Below are 20880 nucleotides of genomic sequence, written 5' to 3'. Positions count from 1 at the left end.
TCTTCAGGCATGAAAATAAAAAAAGGAGGCTAATGCCTCCTTTTTATCAGTATGGGGATGGATTAACCGTGGTTACGAATCCACTCATCCATTTCTGTTTTCAGGTTGTCAGACTTAGTACCGAAGATAGCCTGAACACCACCTGCTACAACTACAACACCTGCAGCGCCTAGTTGTTTTAGTTTGTCTTGGTCAACAGCTGCTGTGTCTGCAACGGCAACACGTAGACGAGTGATACATGCATCAAGACCAGTGATGTTAGCTTTACCGCCGAATGCAGCAACAAGTTCACCAGCTAGGTCAGAACCAGTAGCAACTGAAGTCTCTTCTGTTTCATCTTCACGACCAGGAGTCTTAAGATCCATCGCTTTGATAACTGCGCGGAATACCACGTAGTAGATTGCAGCGTAAACTAGACCTACAGCAACCATCAGACCCATCTTCTGAGAGTTACCAGAAAGAACTAGGAAGTCGATTAGACCGTGTGAGAATGAAGTACCGTGTACAAAACCTAGAGTGTTAGCAACAACGTACGCAGAACCAGCTAGTAGAGCGTGAATTCCGTAAAGTACAGGAGCAACGAATAGGAACGAGAACTCGATTGGCTCAGTGATACCTGTTAGGAATGAAGTCAGTGCAGCAGAAGCCATGATACCCATTACTTTCGCACGGTTCTCTGGCTTAGCAGAGTGAGCGATAGCAATAGCAGCAGCTGGTAGACCGAACATCTTGAACATGTAACCACCTGCTAGCTGACCGAAGCCATTGCCCGCAGCACGAGAAGCTTCATCAGCCACTAGGTAACAAGTAAGTACGCCGTTTTGAGTTTCGCCAGCAGCGTTAACACAAGTACCTGCTTCGAAGAAGAATGGTACGTTCCATACGTGGTGAAGACCGAATGGGATTAGTGAACGCTCAACGATACCGTAGATACCGAATGCAACTTGTGGGTTTTGGTGAGCAGCCCAGTCAGAGAATGATGCGATAGCACCACCGATTGGAGGCCAAACAACTGAAAGAACGATACCAAGACCAATCGCAGTAAAACCAGTGATGATTGGCACAGCACGTTTACCAGCGAAGAAGCCCAAGTATTCTGGAAGTTGGATCTTGAAGAAACGGTTGAATGCCCATGCAGCAACACCACCTACTAGGATACCACCAAGAACACCAGTATCGATTTTCTCAACACCCATAACACCAGCCATTACGCCTAGTGTTGCAGTCATGATGCCGTAACCAACGATTGCAGCAAGACCCGCTACACCGTCGTTGTTAGTAAAGCCAAGTGCTACACCTACTGCGAACAGTAGTGCCATTTGACCAAATACTGAACCGCCCGCTTGTTCCATCAAATTCGATACGATATCTGGAATAAAGCCTAGGTCGGCAGCGCCTACACCTAATAAAATACCTGCAACTGGTAACACCGATACTGGTAGCATCAGAGCTTTACCAACTTTTTGCAGGTTAGCAAAAAGGTTCTTAAACATGTTTATGCTCCTGAAAAATTATAAGAATTATTGGGCTCTAACGGCACACCCCCGTAGCCTTAAATGTTAGCACCCAAAGAAAATGTAACCACATATGACAGTATATTTTCTGCCTCTAAATATATATTGTTGGTAATCAAACTTTCTAGCGAGTTACGAAATTTAGTTTCAAACTAATATATAGATCACAATCCAAAACCCCATTTGAAATGGATTTCACTTTAGTAACATCTTGTTTTTATTGATAAAATTAATGACACCTATTAATTTCGATAGGTAAATAAAATAGACACGGTTGTTATTTCATGTAACAAAATTACAACCCGTACATTTTTAGTTCTCATCTTCAACATATTTAGTAAACAAGGCTAAAAATTCGGTCACACGTGATCTTGGACACAAAAAAAAGGAGCCTACGCTCCTTTTTCGTACAAATCTCATTTTCTATCTCAAAAAAAGATTTCTGAAGTTTTCGCTGGTTTTTTGCCCAACTTCACCGAGTGAACACCCTTTAAGCTGTGCAATGTAGGAAGCCACCTCCACTACATACGCTGGTTGGTTCTGTTTACCTCGATGAGGAACGGGAGCTAAATAAGGTGAGTCGGTCTCAATAAGCAGCCTCTCAAGTGGTAAAGCTTTCACAACTTCTTTCAGCTCGGTGGCTTGGCGAAAAGTCACGATCCCAGAAATTGATATATAAAAACCCATTTCCATTGCAGCTTGAGCGAAAGGAAGATCCTCAGTGAAACAATGAATAACTCCACCACATTTTTCCGCATGGCCATTCGCCAAAATATCCAATGTATCTTGACGTGCATTGCGAGTATGAATAATGAGTGGCTTGTTCAGCTTTACCGCCAACTCAACTTGCTGCTCAAAACGCAACTTTTGAAGTTCTGCGGTCTCAGGTTGGTAGTGGTAATCAAGACCCGTTTCACCAATAGCCACAACTTTGGGATGAGAGGCATATTCATGAAGCTGATCGAGTGCGAAATCGCTCTCAACATCGAGAGGATGAACACCACAAGATGCATAGACATTATCGTATGGTTCAATCAACTCGATCATATTAGGAAAAGAGTCAAGCGTAACACCAACAGAAAGTAGATCAGTCACATTGGCCGCTTTCGCTTTAGCAACCACATCCTCTATACCATTGTGTAGATCTTGATAATCTAATTTGTCTAAGTGACAGTGAGAATCTACGAACATATGTCCCCATTAAATTTGAACAGCCAATCAAGAATAAGCAACTCAGCATTTAAACCAGAGTGTAGTCTAAGCTGCTCTATGAGTTTGATTAATTCCTGAGTCTGTGTATACAACTTCTGATAGTCCACTAGCTGTGCTACTTGAGAAGCTCCAGGTGTAAAAGACGAGGAGTGCAAACCGTAGTGAACCTTTTGTGCATCTGCAAGCAGATACCATATCCAATTAAGTGATTCGCTAGGCTCTTGAGCAAGATCTTTAGCCAATTTGACAACGTCCCCTTGCTGTCGGCATAGGGCAAGAAATTGCGATTCAAGTTCAAGATAGTGACTCACTTTTCCCTGCTGAACAAACGTCAATGTCGCGAGAGGCGCATTGCCATTAATATGGGCAGCGTAAGCAGGCACTTCACCAATCGACTGTTCACTTAACCATTTGGCTACCGATTGAGATTCAGGAGCGGCCAAGTGCCACTGCTGACAACGGCTAGTAATTGTTGGCAATAGTGAATGTGAACGATGCGTTACCAACAAGAACAAACAGCTCGAAGAAGGCTCTTCTAACGTTTTAAGCAGGGCGTTCGCCGCCGATTCATTCATCGCTTCGACAGGATGAATAACAAACAGCCTTGCCCCAGATAGCTGTGACGATTCCTGCGCGAGTCGATTACATTGGCGAATCTGTTCGACAGTGATCGTCTTGCCCTCTTTTTCAGGCTGGATGATGTGATAGTCAGGATGGCTGTTCGACTCCATCAGCTGACATGAGTGACAAAACCCACAAGCCTCAGCAGGATAGTTTTGACACATCACAGCTCGACTAAACTGCTCAATTAGCTGCTCGATGCCCATCCCTTGTTGCGCGACGACAAGAGACGCGTTAGAAAAACGGTCAGTTTGTAGATTTGCCTGCCACTCCTGCCATAAGTCAGTCAGCCAAGGATAAAGTTGGTTCATAGGCTACGCGTTCACCCAATCACTTAACACGGCAGAGATATCCGCAGCAACCTTTGCAATCGCTTGCTCTGCATTGATAACCACAACCGAATCATCTTGTTCAGCAATTTCCAAATAGCGTTCGCGTGTTCTGTCAAAAAAGCTCATGTCCATTTTTTCGATGCGGTCAAGCTCGCCACGTCCTCGAGCACGCTCTAAGCCGACACGAGGATCGAGATCTAGATAAATCGTTAAGTCGGGCTTGAAATCTCCCAAGGTCGTTTTCTTGAGCGCCTGCATGGTTTCACGAGGAATCTGACGACCACCACCCTGATAAGCTTGAGAAGACATATCATGACGGTCACCAACCACCCAGATACCATCAGCAAGAGCTGGTTTTATGACATTCTCAACCAATTGAACTCTGGCAGCATACATCAATAGCAGTTCCGTCATGTCCTGCAATTCTTCGCCTTGGTGCTCTTGCTTCACAAGGGTACGAAGTTTTTCCGCCAATGCGGTACCACCAGGTTCACGTGTATGCTGAATACGCTCAATACCCGCCTGTTTGAGAGTTTCTAGAACAGCTTGAATCGCCGTGCTTTTACCAGCCCCTTCTAGGCCTTCGATAACGATGAATTTCGCGTTTTTCATTTGTTACTTCTTAATTGTTTTAGATACGCTTGAACAGCGCGGTTATGTTCAACCAATGTTTTAGAGAAAACGTGACCACCCTTGCCACTTGCGACAAAATAAAGATAGTTACTATCTTCAGGATTCAACGCTGCGGCGATAGATGCCTCTCCAGGCATAGCGATCGGTGTTGGCGGCAATCCAAAAATGGTATAGGTGTTATAAGGGGTCGGAGTACGCAGATCTTTTTTGCGAATATTGCCGTCGTACTTGTCTCCCATGCCATAGATAACCGTAGGATCCGTTTGTAGTCGCATACGTTTGTTGAGGCGATTTACAAACACCGCGGCAACACGCTCACGCTCCGATTCAACAGCCGTCTCTTTCTCTATAATAGAGGCAAGAATTAGGGCTTCGTACGATGTTTTAAGGGGTAAATTAGCCTGACGTTTTTCCCAGTGCTCATCAAGCACTGCCTGAAGCTTAGCCGCAGCTCGCTTGATAATATCCAGATCGGACGCACCAAATGTATAGTGATAGGTTTCTGCGAGGAGCAAACCCTCAAGCTTCTGATATGGCAAACCCACTAAATCCGCGATTTCGGCCTCACTGAGCCCCATTAGCTCGTGTTCTAAGTACGGCGATGTTTCTAAAATTTCTCGCCACTCTTTGAATGTAGAACCTTCGACAAAAGTGATCGCAAACTGATGTTCTTTACCTTGCTTAAATTGCATCAAGGCTTGCTTAAGATCAAGACCCGGCTCAAGGAGGTAGGTTCCTGCCCTAAGTTGGGTAAGTTCAGGATGAAAACGGCGTACGAACTGAACCATATCGCTCGTTTCTATCCAACCAGCTTTGGTTAGATTAGACAAAACACGATTAAAACTCGTTCCTGATTCAATAGTGAAAATTTCGGCTTGTTCGATCTTTATAGGTTGATCCACATAGTGTTGAACCTGCTTGGCAACATAGAAGTAGCCAGCCGCTGCGAGTGCGACTACCAATAGCAGAAAAAGAGTGATTTTTTTAATCACGAGTTAACCATCTCCTGAATTCGTTTAGTTATTGTTCCTATTGCAAACGTCTTTTCACCTATCTGGTTTACCGGTGCAACGCCAAGAATTGAATTGGTGATAAACACTTCGTCAGCGTCTAGCACATCTGTCAAAGCGAAGTTGCTGACTTCGATTGCGATGCCATTCGCCTTGGCCCACTCCAAGATGACCCGTCTCATCACGCCCGAAACCCCCGACTTAGAGAGATCAGGAGTACATAACTGGTTACCGTGAAACCAAAACACGTTTGCCATAGTAGTTTCTATGACATGATCATCGATATCGAGTGCAATGCCATCAGGCAAATGAGCGCCATCCATTTCAGCTTTCAGTAGCACCTGTTCAAGACGATTGTTATGCTTATGCCCAGCCAATAGTGGGTTGTACCCAAGCCGCGTGGTGCATATTCCGAGCGACAATCCTTGCTCTAGCCATTGTTCATAGTGAGGCGGATAAATAAAGTCGCTAATAGTAACATTTGGTGAGTCCACTTGAGTAGGGCTATATCCCCTACCCCCTTCGCCACGACTAATATGGAGCTTGATACCAGCCCTGTTATCTGATCTCGCCACTCTGTCCAACCACTGCTCTACCTGTTGCCAATCAGGATGAGGAATTTGTAACAAGTCCAAGCAAGCGTTCATGCGATCTATATGATATGACCAGTATTGAATGGTGCCATTTTTTGTCAGCATGGTGGTGAAACAGCCATCACCGTATTGGAATGATCGATCGGTTAAAGAGATAAAATCAGAGGGACTGCCGTTAACCAAAAACATGTCACTTCCTTATTTGTCTGGCATCGAAGCGAGTGAAAATCTTGGCTTATTAAATAACAAAACGGCTTAATGCCAAAGCATTAAGCCGTTTTAAACCAGAAAAAGTCTAATTAGATCTTTTTAAAGACTAACGAACCGTTAGTACCGCCAAAGCCGAACGAGTTACAGATTGCATACTCCATCGATACTTCTTTAGCTGTATGAGGAACAAGATCGATATCTAGGCCTTCCTCTGGATTATCTAGGTTGATTGTTGGTGGAACAATCTGGTCAACAAGCGACATTACAGTAATGATAGCTTCAACCGAACCCGCAGCACCAAGTAGGTGACCAGTCATCGATTTCGTTGAAGAAACCTTGACTTGTTTAGCACCCTCTTCACCTAGAGCGCGCTTAACGCCTTTGATTTCTGCCACATCACCTGCTGGAGTTGATGTACCATGAGCGTTAACGTAGCCTACCTGAGTACCAGTAATACCAGCATCACGCATCGCGGCTTCCATTGCTAACGCACCACCTGAACCGTCTTCACTAGGTGAAGTCATGTGGTAAGCGTCACCAGACATACCAAAGCCAACAAGCTCAGCATAAATCTTCGCACCACGCGCTTTAGCGTGTTCATACTCTTCAAGCACCATCATGCCTGCACCGTCACCGAGAACGAAACCATCGCGGTCTTTATCCCAAGGACGAGAAGCTTTTTGTGGCTCATCGTTACGAGTTGATAGTGCTTTCGCTGCACCAAAGCCTGCCATGCCAAGTGGCGTAGACGCTTTTTCAGCACCGCCAGCAACCATTGCATCAGCATCACCGTATGCAATCATACGAGCTGCATGACCAATGTTGTGAAGGCCAGTAGTACACGCCGTCGAGATCGCGATGTTAGGACCGCGAAGACCACGCATAATAGATAAGTTACCTGCAACCATGTTAACGATGGTTGATGGAACGAAGAATGGGCTAACTTTACGTGGGCCTTTTTCAACAAGAGCAGTATGGCCTGCTTCGATGAGATCTAGACCACCGATGCCTGAACCAATCGCTACGCCTACACGAGGTGCATTTTCTTCGTTAATTTGTAAACCAGAGTCATCTAAAGCTTGGATACCAGCTGCAATGCCGTACTGGATGAATAAATCCATTTTACGCGCATCTTTCTTAGACATGTATTCAGTACAGTCAAAGTCTTTCACCAGGCCCGCAAAGCGAGTTGAGAAATTTTCGGTATCAAAGTGTTCAATATTTACAATACCACTTTGACCAGCTAGCAAGGCTTTCCAAGATGATTCTACGGTGTTGCCTACCGGTGACAACATACCCATGCCAGTGACAACAACACGACGCTTGGACACGATTTTATTCTCCGGAATTGAAATGATTCTATGGAAGGATAGAAGTGTTAAAAAGAACACAGGCGGCCAGAAGGCCGCCTGGGAGAGATATTACTGAGCGCTGTTTACGTAGTCGATTGCAGCTTGAACAGTAGTGATTTTCTCAGCTTCTTCGTCTGGAATCTCAGTGTCGAATTCTTCTTCTAGAGCCATTACTAGTTCAACAGTGTCTAGAGAATCAGCACCTAGATCGTCAACGAATGAAGCTTCGTTTTTAACTTCAGCTTCGTCTACACCTAGCTGCTCAACAATGATTTTCTTTACGCGTTCTTCGATGTTGCTCATTTTTTCTTTTCCTTTACAGATTTCGCCTAATGCGATGATTCCGTAGTTTATTCGAACTACTGAAAGTTGCAAGAGGGACCTTGCTGGTCAAACCACAATTTTAGCGATTTTAACCGAAATTCAATACATTTTTGACTTAAATCATGCACAAATCTTGCGCATGTTCTCGTCATCAACCACAAACTATAGGCTATTTTTATGACAATAAGTAGCCTAGTTGACGACAATTCGTGCAAATTCACTTAGCTGGCAGAAATTTGAGTGAAAATTAATGAAAAAGTTCACCTTTTCTGCCAGGAAAGCGTTTTACACCATGTACATGCCGCCATTTACATGCAAAGTTTCGCCAGTAATGTAAGCTGCTTCTGGAGAAGCAAGGAATACTACTGCTGAAGCAATCTCACGTGGATCACCTAGACGACCAGCTGGAACGTTCGCCAGTGTGGTAGCGCGCTGATCATCGTTTAGCGCTTTCGTCATATCAGTTTCAATGAAACCTGGAGCAACAGTATTCACCGTTACGCCGCGCGAAGCCACTTCACGAGCCATCGATTTAGTGAAACCAATAACACCCGCTTTTGCCGCTGCGTAGTTTGCTTGACCTGCATTACCCATAGTGCCAACAACTGAGCCTACGTTGATAATACGACCTGAACGCTTCTTCATCATACCGCGTAGTACCGCTTTAGACATACGGAAAATTGGCGTTAGGTTAGTGTCGATGATGTCATCCCACTCAGAGTCTTTCATTCGCATTAGTAGGTTATCGCGAGTGATACCAGCGTTATTCACTAGAATGTCGATTGCACCGAACTCGTCGTTAATAGTCTTAAGCGTTGCTTCAATAGACTCAACGTCAGTTACGTTTAGTGCTAGACCTTTACCATTTTCACCAAGGTACTCGCTGATCGCTGCAGCACCACTTTCAGACGTTGCTGTACCAATAACTGTTGCACCGCGCTCAACAAGCAGTTCAGCGATAGCGCGACCAATACCACGACTAGCACCAGTTACTAGAGCAATCTTGCCTTCTAGGTTCATCATGTTCGTTATTCCTTAAATTCTTTATTACTTAGCAGCTTCTAGAGATGCAACATCATTCACGGCTGCGCCGCCTAGTGTCTTAACAATGCGTTTTGTTAGGCCAGTTAGAACTTTACCAGGACCAAATTCCAATAACGTCTCAACTCCTTGCTCACTCATCAGTTGCACGCTTTCAGTCCAGCGAACTGGGCTGTATAGCTGGCGTACCAGTGCGTCTTTGATTTTCGCTGGGTCAGTTTCTGCTGAGACATCAACGTTGTTAATGACTGGGAACTGAGGTGCGTTAAATTCGATCTCTTCAAGAGCAACCGCTAGCTTATCTGCCGCAGGTTTCATTAGTGCACAGTGTGAAGGTACTGATACAGGTAGAGGAAGTGCACGCTTAGCGCCCGCTTCTTTACAAAGTGCACCTGCACGTTCTACCGCATCTTTACTACCAGCGATTACGACCTGACCTGGAGAGTTAAAGTTCACTGGTGATACAACGTCACCTTGTGCTGCTTCTTCACACGCTTTCGCAATCGCATCATCGTCTAAACCGATGATTGCGTACATTGCGCCTGTGCCCGCTGGCACCGCTTCTTGCATTAGCTGACCACGAAGCTGAACAAGCTTAATCGCTTGTTTAAAGTCAATAACACCCGCACAAACTAGCGCAGAGTATTCACCTAGGCTGTGACCTGCTAGGTTAGCTGGTTGCTCAAGGCCAAGCTCTTGCCACACACGCCAGATAGCAACAGAAGAAGCTAGCAATGCTGGCTGAGTACGGTGCGTTTGATTGAGATCTTCAGCAGGACCATTTTGAACCAACGCCCATAGGTCGTAGCCAAGAGCGTCAGACGCTTCAGCAAATGTTTGTTTAACTACGTCATACTGTTCGCCAAGTTCAGCAAGCATACCTACAGCTTGAGAACCCTGACCTGGAAATACGATAGCAAACTTGCTCATTTTCTTTTCCTTAAAACTAAGTAAGAAAGATGCGATTAAGCACCTTAATCATAAATTTCGTTTGGCTTAGAATTTGACTAAAGCCGAGCCCCATGTGAAGCCGCCACCGAATGCTTCAAGCAACAGTGTCTGGCCACGCTTGATACGCCCATCACGTACAGCTTCATCTAGCGCGGTTGGTACCGTCGCCGCCGACGTGTTGCCGTGCCTATCTAGGGTAATGACCACTTGGTCAAGTGACATTGATAACTTTTTGGCCGTAGCAGAAATAATGCGATAGTTCGCCTGATGCGGAACTAGCCAGTCTAATTCAGACTTGTGCATGTCGTTCGCGGCAAGCGTATCTTTAACCAACTTAGAAAGCTGAGTTACCGCAACCTTAAACACTTCATTACCTGCCATGTGTAACCACTTGTCAGCATCTTTACCACGTTCAGGTACTTCAAGGCTGAGTAGTTCACCAAAGCGACCATCTGAATAAATGTGAGTCGAAAGAATGCCTGGCTCTTCGCTCTGCCCTACTACTACTGCACCCGCACCGTCACCAAACAAAATAATGGTCGAACGGTCTGTTGGGTCACAAGTTTTAGAAAGTGCGTCAGAACCAATCACCAGCACATTTTTGCACATGCCCGATTTGATATGTTGATCCGCAACAGACAGAGCATATACAAAACCTGAACATGCCGCTGCTAAGTCAAATGCTGGACAACCTTTTATCTCAAGCTTGGCTTGAACCTGACATGCAGACGATGGGAAGGTATGGCTGCCACTCGTTGTGGCGACAATAATAAGGTCAATATCGTTTTTATCGATACCTGCCATTTCAATCGCATTTTTCGCAGCGATATAACCCATGTCGGCAACTGTCTCGTTCTCAGCAGCAATGCGACGTTCTTTAATACCCGTGCGAGTAACAATCCACTCATCACTAGTATCTACCATTTTCTCTAGGTCTGCGTTAGTACGCACCTGAGATGGCAGGTAGCTGCCAGTACCTAAAATTTTGCTATACATGAAGACTAATAATGCCTCTCGAGTAAAACCGCTTCCAAACGATCGCTAATACGGCTGGGTACTTGTCGTTTGACCTCATGCAGTGCTTCACCAATCGCGTTGATGACTGCGTCTACGTCAGCACTTCCGTGGCTTTTTATGACAATGCCGCGCAATCCTAGCAAACTTGCGCCGTTATACTGGTCGGGGTTCAATGTTTTTAGCTCATTAAATAAGCCAGAAAATAATTTTCTTGCAATCCAACCCTTTAGAGATGAGGTCATCATGCTCGATTTTAACTTATCAATAAATAGCTGAGCTGTGCCTTCACAGGCTTTAAGACAAACATTGCCCACGAAACCATCGCAAACAACAACATCTGCGGCATCGTGTAATAGCTGGTTACCTTCAATGTAACCAACAAAATTAACCGAATGAGTTTGAGCGAGCATCTCCGCGCAACGCTTTACAAGGTCATTACCTTTAATTTCCTCAGCGCCGATATTGAGAATCGCGACACGAGGCGCTCGCTGCAAATATTGCTCGGCCAGAGCGCTACCCATGACAGCGAATTGAAACAGTGAATCGGCATCACTTGATACATTCGCTCCTAAATCGAGCATCCAGGTTCGTCCCCCGGAGGCGGTAGGTAACGCAGAGATAAGAGCAGGTCTTTCGATTCCAGGTAACAATTTCAACTTGAAACGAGACAGTGCCATCAAGGCGCCTGTGTTACCACAACTTACGCAAGCGTCCGCTTGATTTTCAGCGACCAATTCAATTGCAGTGGCCATCGACGTGCCGTGGCTATTTCTAAGTGCAAGAGAAGGTTTTTCTGAGTTGGAGATCACTCGGTCAGTATGCTGGATACTCAAACGCGTATCCTGTTTATAACCAAGAGAAGATAATTGAGACGTGATCGCGGTTTGATCACCAATAAGGATCACTTTTAGCTCTGGGAAATGCGACAGTGCCTGCACGGCGGCAGGCACTGTGACGCGAGGACCGAAATCCCCGCCCATTGCATCAAGTGCAACGGTTATATTTTGCAAAGGTCAACCTTACTTGTTGATAACCTTTTTGCCACGGTAGTAACCTTCAGCAGTTACGTTGTGGCGTAGGTGAGTTTCACCTGAAGTTGCGTCTACAGAAAGTGCTGCTGTAGTTAGTGCATCGTGTGAACGACGCATGCCACGCATTGAACGTGATTTCTTGCTCTTTTGTACGGCCATTGACCCTACTCCTATGTAAGTTCTTAAAGAATTACTTCTTTAAGCTTTTTAAAACGTCAAATGGATTCGGTTTCTTTTCTTCCACAATTTCTTCTGGAAGTTTACCAAACACCATATTATCTGAATCAACGCTACAGTCCGCTTCATCGTGCATTGCTATTTGAGGCAAGTTTAGAATGAACTCGTCTTCAACTAACTGTATTAGGTCTATTTCACCGTACTCGTTCAGATCTACCAAATCGTACTCTTCCGGTGCTTCCTCTTCAGTCTTTTCACCGTAATACGGTGTATAAGTGAATTGGACGTCGCACTCATGTGCGAAAACCTCATTACAGCGTTGACACTCTAAGTCGACCACGATGTTAGCTTTACCAGAGATAACAACGAGTCGCTGCTCATCTAAGTCAAATGACATTGACACTTGGGCGTCGCGTTTAACGCCTTCAACTGATTCCTCTAAGCGCTTAAAGAGACTAACTTGAATAATACCTTCAACATCTAGTCGCTTTTGAGCAGCGCGTGACGGATCAATCGTACGCGGTATTTTTACCTTTTGCATAGGGCGCGAATTTTATCTTCCAAATCGTTTAGAGTCAAAGAAAAAGGGCAAAAAGTTGTACTTTTTTTCCTTCTCCTCAAGAGAGCTAGTATCACAACCATAATATAGATTAAGCTCACACTAACCCGCTGTTAGATTGTAAATTAAAATGCAGAATTACCAACTAGTTTTAGCTTCAACATCACCATACCGCCAACAACTGCTCAATAAATTGGCAGTTTCATTTATTACTGCCTCTCCACAATTTGATGAAACACCCTTAGAGCACGAAACACCTATCGAGCTAGTTTCACGCTTAGCCAAAGGCAAAGCAGAGTCATGTCAGGTTGAAGAACCTGCTTTGATCATTGGCAGCGACCAAGTGTGTGTGATTGACGGTCGAATCATTGGTAAGCCACTTACCGAGCAAAAAGCGATTGAGCAATTGACACAACAAAGTGGTCAATCGATTCAGTTTTTCACTGGTCTGGCTGTGCACAACAACCTCACCAAACAGACTGAGGTTAAAGTCGACACCTTTACAGTTCACTTTCGCTCACTAAGCCAACAGCAAATAGAAAGCTACGTGGCTAAAGAGCAACCACTATACTGCGCTGGCAGCTTCAAAAGTGAAGGCTTGGGTATCGCACTATTCGAACGACTCGAAGGTAAAGATCCAAACACCTTGGTCGGCTTACCATTGATCGACTTGATTGATATGTTGCACAACCAAGGCTTTGAAGTGCTCTAACGAGCAGTATTTGCTCTTAGCCCTGCTAGAGTCTTTTCTAACTTCGGTTCCATCGGCGCATTAATTTCCATCCATTCATCATTCGAAGGATGTTGAAACTTAATATTAGCCGCATGAAGGAAAAGACGATCTAGCCCTACTTTCGCCGTGTATGCGTCAAAACGTCGGTCACCATATCTGTCGTCCCAAGCTATCGGATGACCCGTGTACTGAGTATGCACGCGAATTTGATGGGTACGGCCCGTAATAGGGCTTGCTTGTATCAGTGTCGCATCGGCAAACTTCTCGATAATCTTAAATCGAGTTTCTGATGGTTTACCGTTAGGGTTCACTCGCACAATGCTGTTAACTTCATTTTTAAGCAAAGGGGCGTTGACAACCTTACAACTACTTTTCCACTCACCCATGACTAAAGCGAAGTAATACTTCTGAACGGTCTTTTCACGAAATTGCGCTTGCAAGTGACGTAGAGCCGAACGTTTTTTCGCCACCAACAAGATTCCTGACGTATCTCGGTCAATGCGATGCACCAGTTCAAGGAAACGTGCATCTGGACGTAACGCCCTTAACGCTTCAATGGCTCCAAACTTTAGCCCACTTCCGCCATGCACTGCTGTACCTGAAGGTTTATTTAAGACCAACATATGATCATCTTCATAGATAATCATGTGCTCGAGTTCAGCCACCTTATTTAACTTTGTACTAGGGGCGACTTCATCGGCTTTTTCTTCAACGGTGACGGGTGGAATTCGGATTAGATCCCCAGCTTTCAGCTTATATTCCGCTTTGACACGTTTTTTGTTTACTCGCACCTCTCCCTTACGCAAGATTCGATAAACCATGCTTTTAGGGATACTTTTCAACTGGTTGCGTAAGAAGTTATCAATACGCTGACCCGCCATGTCTTCGTCTATGTCGACAAACTGGACTTTTGTTCTTATTTCACTCATCTGATTATTCTATCATTCAAAGTTGCGCAAAATCACATTTTCTTCGCAACATATTGGAAAATTGCTCAACTAATAATGGATGCAAGATCCGCTACGAATAAAAATCCATCGACTTTATTACAATTTCATAAATCAGGCTCAATAAAACCTATAAAACAGATACTTACGGAAAATAAAATCGGCTTTTTTAGCGAATTATTATAAAGCAGATTGCTGACTTTAATGGGTACTGCTATAGTTCACCCCTGCAATAAGTGATTTGGTTGCCTTTTAAACAAACCAACTCATTTTTGAGCAATAATTTGAGTAGCCCGTTAATTTACCAAAATGCAGCACACGGCGTAAGACATTTTTGAAATTAACAATCTTGTCACCCTACTCGTCGCCGATCATGTTGAGTGTTTACCGCCAATAATGCGGCTCACAAGCTAAACGAGAAAGCTTGTGAGACTGAAGTGCCCGAGCGCATCCCTCCAGCCGGGAGGCTGCAACGATTAAGCCATGGGATCTGGCACCATGAAAGCGATAGCAATGACAAGTCATAAAACAAAGAATGACAACGAGATTTATCAATGAAAAGAATGTTAATTAACGCAACTCAAAAAGAAGAGTTGCGTGTTGCTTTGGTTGATGGTCAGCGCCTGTACGATTTGGATATCGAAAGCCCTGGACATGAATCAAAAAAAGCAAATATCTACAAAGGACGTATCACTCGCATCGAACCTAGCCTTGAAGCGGCTTTCGTTGACTATGGTGCAGAAAGACACGGCTTCCTCCCTCTTAAAGAAATTGCCCGCGAATATTTCCCTGAAGGTTACACCTACCAAGGTCGTCCAAGCATTAAAGAAGTGCTTACTGAAGGCCAAGAAGTAATCGTACAAGTTGAAAAAGAAGAACGCGGTAGCAAGGGCGCAGCTCTTACTACGTTCATCTCGCTTGCGGGTAGCTACCTAGTTCTTATGCCAAATAACCCTCGTGCCGGTGGTATTTCTCGCCGTATCGAAGGTGATGAGCGTACTCAACTAAAATCAGCACTTAGCACATTAGAACTGCCGCAAGGTATGGGTCTAATCGTTCGTACTGCGGGTGTTGGTAAGAGTGCAGAAGAACTTGAGTGGGATTTAAACGTGCTTTTGAACCACTGGGGCGCGATTAAGCAAGCTTCAGATGCAAACGCGGCACCTTTCCTAATCCACCAGGAAAGTAACGTTATTGTTCGAGCGATTCGTGATTACCTACGTCGTGACATTGGCGAAATTCTTATCGATAGCAACACCATTTACGAACGTGCTCTTGAGCACATCCGTTTGGTTCGTCCAGACTTCGTAAATCGTGTTAAGAAATACGATGGTGAAGTTCCGCTGTTTAGTCACTACCAAATTGAGAGCCAAATTGAGTCGGCCTTCCAACGCGAAGTTCGTCTTCCATCGGGTGGTTCAATCGTTATTGACCCAACAGAAGCTCTTACATCTATCGACATTAACTCTGCTCGCGCAACAAAGGGCGGAGATATCGAAGAGACAGCATTAAACACTAACTTAGAGGCAGCGGAAGAAATTGCACGTCAACTTCGTCTACGCGATCTCGGTGGTCTAGTGGTTATCGACTTTATCGATATGACTCCAGTTCGACACCAGCGTGAAGTAGAGAATCGACTACGCGATTCTGTTCGCATGGATCGTGCACGTGTACAAATAGGCCGAATTTCTCGCTTCGGTTTGTTAGAAATGTCTCGTCAACGTCTTAGCCCTTCGCTAGCAGAAGCAAGTCACCATATTTGCCCTCGCTGTACAGGTACTGGCGTCGTTCGCGACAACGAATCTCTTGCATTGTCTGTTCTTCGTCTGATTGAAGAAGAGGCATTGAAAGACAATACAGCTCAGGTTCTTGCAGTTGTACCTGTGCCTATCGCTTCTTACCTATTAAATGAGAAGCGCCGCTCAGTTAACCACATTGAGCGCATTCAAGACGTTAAAATTACTGTTGTACCAAACTCTGATATGGAAACACCGCACTTTGACGTGATCCGTATCCGCGAAGGCGAAGAGTTTGATCTGCTCTCTTACCTATTGCCTCAGAAAATCGAAGCAATGAAAGAGGCTGAAGGTAAGGAACCTGCAGAAGTTGATATTAAGCCTAAGAAAATTGAAGAGCCAGCTCTGAAAGGTTTCGCGGCACCAACACAATCAGCACCTGCTCCTAGCCCAGTAAAAGCGCCTGAGAAGAAAGCAGACAGCGCGGAACAGCAAGAGTCACAACCTGGTCTTGTAAGCCGCTTCTTTAAAGCTTTAGGTAGCTTCCTTTTCGGCTCTTCACAAAAAGAGCAAGATCAAGAGAAGCAACAGCAGAACGAGCGTAAAGACGGTAACCGTAATAACCGTAACCGCCGTAATCGCAATGATAACCGTCGTCGCAGCAACCGCGATAACCGCAACGAAAGTCGTAACGAAAACCGTGAAGACAAACGCGATAACAAGCGTAAGAACACGCGTGACGAAGCGAAGAGCGAAGTAAAAGCGAACGAACGTAGTAAGCAGCAACAAAACCGTAAGCCTAAACAGGAACCACGTCGTAACAAGCGTGACGATGTTAAGGCAAGCAAAGTTGCTGAAGAAGGTCTGAAACTGGCGGCTGATGCGCAACTCAATGAGAAGCCAGAAGCGGCTAAAGAACGCTCTGAAGAGAAAGCGGCAAAAGTGAAAGAGCGCCGCCAGCGTCGCAAACTTTCTAAGCAAGTTCGTGTTAAAGATCAAGAAGCACAAGCTAAAGCTGACGAAGAAGCGAAACTAATTGCTAGCGATGCTAAAGCAGAGATGTTCGAAGAGGCCGTAGTGGAAGCCGAAGCAGAAGAGTCTGCAGAGCAACCAAAACAACGTCGTAACCGTCGTTCACCTCGTCACTTACGTGCTAGCGGACAACGTCGCCGTCGCGGTCGTGACCGTCGTCCTAATCCATTCCGCTTACGTAAGGGGGGTGTAGCCTCTCCTGAGATGGCGATGGGTAAAGTGATGCCAAGCTACGGCATTATCAAGCCAGCACCTAAACACGCTAAGGCTGATAAGGTTGAGGCTCCTGTCGTTGAAGCGGTTGCCGTTGAAACAACAACGAGTACTTTAGGTGGTTTTGCTTGCCCAGAAATGGCAATGGGTAAAGTCATCATTCGCCGCGAAGAACCTGTGATTGTTGAAGCGCAACAAGCTGTGGTTACCGAAGTGGCTGAAGTGGCTCCTGTGATTGAAAACGAAATCGTTGAAGTCGTTGAAGCGGTTGAAACTGCTCCAGTAGTAGAGGTTGTTGAGCAATCTGAACCTGCCGTTATTCAAGCGGAGCCAGTTATCGAAGTCACAACTTCTGAAATCTTGGTACCTCAAGGCTTTAAAGGTCACGCAAGTGCTCCTATGGCAAAAGCTCCAGGCAATACAGAGATGAAAGAGATCACTGTAGTCGCAGCACCACTTAAAGAAGACCGTTACCAGTCTCGTGGCGCAGGCAGCCAAGTTGCTACAAATCAAGCTGGCGCAGTAATGACCAAACCTCAGTTTTAGTCATCACTGATCTGTTGATAAACAGCCTCTAATTAGAGGCTGTTTTTTTATATCTTGCAAACTTCAATGTAAGCAAACGCCTACAATGAAACTGATTAAGCGATTTGCATCTATTGATCACAAATATGGTTCAATATGGGCTCCAATCTTGAACTTAATCACACTTTTCGGTAGCATTCGCCGACTCGACCTGAATCTATACTCTACGTAGTTAACCACCGAGAGTATTTCATTTAGTCACTCTGCTCTTTTACATTGCACTTTGCCCAGTGGCGACTAAATACAATTCAGACTACTTATAACCACTTAGCCAAACTGAGCAAACATGTTTGAATTTCCACAATTTTCAAAACACTCTGTAAAAAATGATGTTTTATCAGGTTTAACCGTCGCACTTGCCTTGGTTCCTGAAGCCGTCGCATTCGCATTTGTTGCGGGTGTTGACCCAATGGTCGGCTTATATGCCGCTTTCATCGTTGGCCTAATCACCTCAATTTTTGGCGGTCGTCCAGGTATGATCTCTGGTGCAACAGGCGCGATGGCCGTTGTGATGGTCTCTCTGGTTGCGTCACACGGCGTACAATACCTCTTTGCCGCTATCTTACTCGCAGGTATCCTACAGATTGCTGCAGGTCTATTTAAACTCGGCAAATTCATTCGTATCGTGCCACATCCTGTTATGATCGGTTTCGTTAATGGTTTGGCGATTGTGATCTTCTTAGCTCAGCTTGGTCAATTTAAAGCGCCGGATCTCAATGGTATGCTGACTTGGTTACCACAAGACCAGATGATGTTGATGCTCGGTCTCGTTGCGCTTACGATGGCTATCATTCATTTCCTACCTAAGTTCACAACTGCAGTCCCTTCATCACTGGTGGCTATCGTCACGGTAAGTGCTCTAGTTATTGGCTTAGATCTGGAAACACGTACCGTTGTTGACTTCTTACGCACTATGTCCGGGGACGAAGCCGCAACGCTAGCAGGTTCATTACCGACGTTCTCGCTCCCAGCAGTACCGTTCACATTTGAGACACTGCAAATCATCTTGCCATACGCCATCATTCTTGCGGCTATCGGCCTGATTGAATCTCTGCTTACACTGACAGTGCTTGATGAGATGACGAACACTCGTGGCCAGTCTAACCGTGAATGTATCGGTCAAGGTATGGCAAACATGACCTGTTCCGTATTTGGGGCAATGGGCGGTTGTGCGATGATTGGTCAATCAATGATCAACGTAAACTCTGGTGGTCGTGGTCGTCTGTCGGGTATCGTCGCGGCAGTTGCACTACTGATGTTCATTCTGTTTGCTTCCGCGCTGATCGAAATGATTCCACTCGCGGCACTGGTTGGTGTGATGTTCATGGTTGTCATCGGCACATTTGAATGGGCAACCTTTAAACTCGCTCGTCGTGTACCGAAGCAAGATTTCTTTGTTATTGTATTGGTAACCGTAGTTACAGTACTCACTGACCTCGCTATCGCTGTCTTTGTCGGTGTGATTGCGTCCGCTCTGATGTTTGCTTGGCAGCACGCTAAACACATTTACGCGGATACCTGCATTAACGAGGAAGGCTCAAAAGAGTACAAGATCCACGGTCCAGTATTCTTTGGCTCAGTGGCTAATTTCCTAGAAATTTTCGATGCAATCAAAGACCCTAGCGATGTTATTGTCGATTTCGCAGATTCACGCGTCACTGACCATTCTGCTATCGAAGCGATTGAAACCCTTGCAGAACGCTACTCTGCTCAAGGTAAGACATTACATCTGCGCCATTTAAGCCCTGACTGCCGTAAACTGCTTCACAAAGCGGGTAGTCTGGTCGAAATTAACGTCAAAGAAGACCCAAGCTACAAGGTTGCGACTGACGTGCTTGCGGGCTAATCCGCTCAGATATGCAAAGGGCTTCCAAATGGAAGCCCTTTTGTTTGATATATCGCTAGCCTTATCAGGGCTGTTTACAGAAGCTTATTCAGTTTTTCGCCAAACAGTTCCAAACGCCAACCTTGCATCACATCAGGAAGCGAAGAAGGGTCACGGTCTTTTTTCCACACCCAACTAATAAGCTGATTTAATTGCTTTTTCGATGCTAAGAATTCCGTGGCTAATCCACTCGCCTGAGAGGCGCGTTTAACCTCATCTTTAAGCACTTTAAACTTCTGCTTATAGCCAGGCATATCCATTAGACGCTCAATTTTTTGTGGATACTCCTCTTGCGGAGTCATCAGCGCTGATTTGACGATGGAAATGATGCGAGCACTGTGACGCTGAACAGAACGCAAGTCCATCCCCTCCTGTTCCATTCGTTTGCGGCTCTCAATACCCAAACGAGCGACATTCAGAAGGTCATTTTCTTTGAAGATAAAGTTCAGCGCTAAGTCACGCTTCAACGCCTCTTTTAGTCGCCATGTAGCTAGAGGTTTCAATACGGCTAGTTCACTAGGTTTTAATTGCCACGCCCCTTTCACATCAAGGTATGCGCGCTCAGGTTGAATTGTTTTAATTCGTTTCGATGCAAGCAAATCACTTTCTTGCTGAGCGGCCTGCCACCAGCCGGCCTGAGTAGTTTTCTCAAATAGCTGTTCATAAAGGGGAAGCAAGTAATATACATCGGCCGCGGCATACTCTAGCTGTTTCTCGGTCAATGGTCGCGCCAACCAGTCTGTACGTGACTCGCTTTTGTCCAACTCTACGTCTAGGTAATCCGCTACCAGTGCAGCAAAACCTGTCGATAAGCCGTGGCCGAGGAAGGCAGCCATTAGCTGCGTATCGACCATAGGGTAAGGTAAGCAGTCAAAGCTATTGTGAAATACTTCCAAATCTTCACCACAAGCGTGCAGGACTTTTAGGACTGACGTATCTTGCAGTAGCTGGACAAACGCCGTCATGTCCTCGATGACCGTTGGGTCAATGAGCGACAGGTTTTCTCCATCAAAAAGTTGAATCAAACCTAGCTGCGGATAATAGGTGCGAGTACGCACAAATTCGGTATCCAACATCACAACGTCCGCTTCCCTAGCGCTGTTACACACTGTTTCTAGCTGTGATGACTGAGTAATAATCTGATATTTCACTAACTTCTCACTATGAGCGAT

The 20880-nt window shown here is 45.3% G+C and carries 19 protein-coding genes; 3 read left to right on the top strand and 16 right to left on the bottom strand.

Translation table 11 applies throughout. The annotated features are described in order from the left end of the window. Positions 1-62: 62 nt before the first annotated feature. The 14 genes from ptsG to yceD all read right to left on the bottom strand — a co-directional run bounded on the left by ptsG (position 63) and on the right by yceD (position 12559). Complete coding sequence (gene ptsG, locus ACQEXP_RS04280; protein ID WP_269376026.1) at positions 63-1493, bottom strand: PTS glucose transporter subunit IIBC; 1431 nt, start codon at positions 1491-1493, stop codon at positions 63-65. Positions 1494-1937: 444 nt separating this feature from the next. Then, a complete protein-coding gene (locus ACQEXP_RS04275; protein WP_426968407.1) occupies positions 1938-2705 on the bottom strand; it encodes a TatD family hydrolase in 768 nt (255 codons plus the stop codon). Continuing rightward, entirely contained in the window at positions 2696-3658 is a 963-nt protein-coding gene (locus ACQEXP_RS04270; protein WP_269376028.1) for a DNA polymerase III subunit delta', read from the bottom strand. Before ACQEXP_RS04270 ends, ACQEXP_RS04275 begins: the two co-directional genes overlap by 10 nt. Before the next feature lie 3 nt (positions 3659-3661). Next, positions 3662-4291, bottom strand: a complete 630-nt coding sequence (tmk, locus tag ACQEXP_RS04265; RefSeq protein WP_426968405.1) for a dTMP kinase — start codon at positions 4289-4291, stop codon at positions 3662-3664. Beyond that, positions 4288-5304 (bottom strand): endolytic transglycosylase MltG, encoded by a 1017-nt coding sequence (gene mltG / locus ACQEXP_RS04260; protein WP_269376030.1) that lies wholly within the window; start codon positions 5302-5304, stop codon positions 4288-4290. The genes tmk and mltG overlap by 4 nt, the downstream gene beginning before the upstream one ends. Continuing rightward, positions 5301-6104, bottom strand: coding sequence for an aminodeoxychorismate lyase (gene pabC / locus ACQEXP_RS04255; protein WP_426968403.1), 804 nt, complete (start codon positions 6102-6104; stop codon positions 5301-5303). Before pabC ends, mltG begins: the two co-directional genes overlap by 4 nt. Positions 6105-6214: 110 nt before the next feature. After that, the gene (gene fabF / locus ACQEXP_RS04250) at positions 6215-7456 is read right to left on the bottom strand and encodes a beta-ketoacyl-ACP synthase II (protein ID WP_269376032.1); all 1242 of its coding nucleotides are present in this window, start codon (positions 7454-7456) and stop codon (positions 6215-6217) included. Positions 7457-7546: 90 nt separating this feature from the next. Further along, positions 7547-7780 (bottom strand): acyl carrier protein, encoded by a 234-nt coding sequence (gene acpP, locus ACQEXP_RS04245; RefSeq protein WP_004406112.1) that lies wholly within the window; start codon positions 7778-7780, stop codon positions 7547-7549. Between the two features lie 306 nt (positions 7781-8086). Continuing rightward, the gene (fabG, locus tag ACQEXP_RS04240) at positions 8087-8821 is read right to left on the bottom strand and encodes a 3-oxoacyl-ACP reductase FabG (protein ID WP_269376230.1); all 735 of its coding nucleotides are present in this window, start codon (positions 8819-8821) and stop codon (positions 8087-8089) included. Positions 8822-8848: 27 nt separating this feature from the next. Continuing rightward, on the bottom strand, positions 8849-9772 hold the full coding sequence (gene fabD / locus ACQEXP_RS04235) for an ACP S-malonyltransferase (protein ID WP_426968400.1): 924 nt from the start codon (positions 9770-9772) through the stop codon (positions 8849-8851). Between the two features lie 66 nt (positions 9773-9838). Continuing rightward, positions 9839-10789 carry a beta-ketoacyl-ACP synthase III gene (locus tag ACQEXP_RS04230; protein WP_138970792.1) on the bottom strand — a complete coding sequence of 317 codons (951 nt, stop codon included), beginning with the start codon at positions 10787-10789 and terminating at the stop codon, positions 9839-9841. Between the two features lie 5 nt (positions 10790-10794). After that, a complete protein-coding gene (gene plsX, locus ACQEXP_RS04225) occupies positions 10795-11820 on the bottom strand; it encodes a phosphate acyltransferase PlsX (protein WP_138970791.1) in 1026 nt (341 codons plus the stop codon). 9 nt (positions 11821-11829) lie between these two features. Further along, positions 11830-12000 carry a 50S ribosomal protein L32 gene (rpmF, locus tag ACQEXP_RS04220; protein ID WP_004414666.1) on the bottom strand — a complete coding sequence of 57 codons (171 nt, stop codon included), beginning with the start codon at positions 11998-12000 and terminating at the stop codon, positions 11830-11832. A gap of 31 nt (positions 12001-12031) precedes the next feature. Continuing rightward, the gene (gene yceD, locus ACQEXP_RS04215; RefSeq protein ID WP_138970790.1) at positions 12032-12559 is read right to left on the bottom strand and encodes a 23S rRNA accumulation protein YceD; all 528 of its coding nucleotides are present in this window, start codon (positions 12557-12559) and stop codon (positions 12032-12034) included. 148 nt (positions 12560-12707) lie between these two features. Between yceD and ACQEXP_RS04210 the strand changes: the two genes are divergently transcribed. Beyond that, a complete protein-coding gene (locus ACQEXP_RS04210; RefSeq protein ID WP_269376034.1) occupies positions 12708-13289 on the top strand; it encodes a Maf family protein in 582 nt (193 codons plus the stop codon). Here ACQEXP_RS04210 and rluC read toward each other — a convergent pair. Further along, positions 13286-14239 (bottom strand): 23S rRNA pseudouridine(955/2504/2580) synthase RluC, encoded by a 954-nt coding sequence (gene rluC / locus ACQEXP_RS04205; RefSeq protein WP_269376035.1) that lies wholly within the window; start codon positions 14237-14239, stop codon positions 13286-13288. The genes ACQEXP_RS04210 and rluC overlap by 4 nt on opposite strands. 572 nt (positions 14240-14811) lie before the next feature. Between rluC and rne the strand changes: the two genes are divergently transcribed. Both rne and ACQEXP_RS04195 read left to right on the top strand, forming a co-directional pair. Beyond that, positions 14812-17784: a ribonuclease E gene (gene rne, locus ACQEXP_RS04200; RefSeq protein WP_426968397.1), complete on the top strand. Its 2973-nt coding sequence runs from the start codon at positions 14812-14814 to the stop codon at positions 17782-17784. A gap of 325 nt (positions 17785-18109) precedes the next feature. Continuing rightward, the gene (locus ACQEXP_RS04195) at positions 18110-19669 is read left to right on the top strand and encodes a SulP family inorganic anion transporter (RefSeq protein ID WP_426968395.1); all 1560 of its coding nucleotides are present in this window, start codon (positions 18110-18112) and stop codon (positions 19667-19669) included. 74 nt (positions 19670-19743) lie between these two features. On the opposite strand, the gene rnd is transcribed toward ACQEXP_RS04195, so the two are convergent. After that, positions 19744-20859 (bottom strand): ribonuclease D, encoded by a 1116-nt coding sequence (gene rnd, locus ACQEXP_RS04190; protein ID WP_426968561.1) that lies wholly within the window; start codon positions 20857-20859, stop codon positions 19744-19746. Positions 20860-20880 lie beyond the last annotated feature (21 nt).

It is taken from the genome of Vibrio sp. TRT 1302 (genome assembly GCF_050113875.1).
Taxonomy (GTDB): Bacteria; Pseudomonadota; Gammaproteobacteria; order Enterobacterales; family Vibrionaceae; genus Vibrio.
The sequence above is the reverse complement of the archived record's forward strand: the minus strand, read 5'-3'. Positions and strand labels throughout refer to the sequence as shown.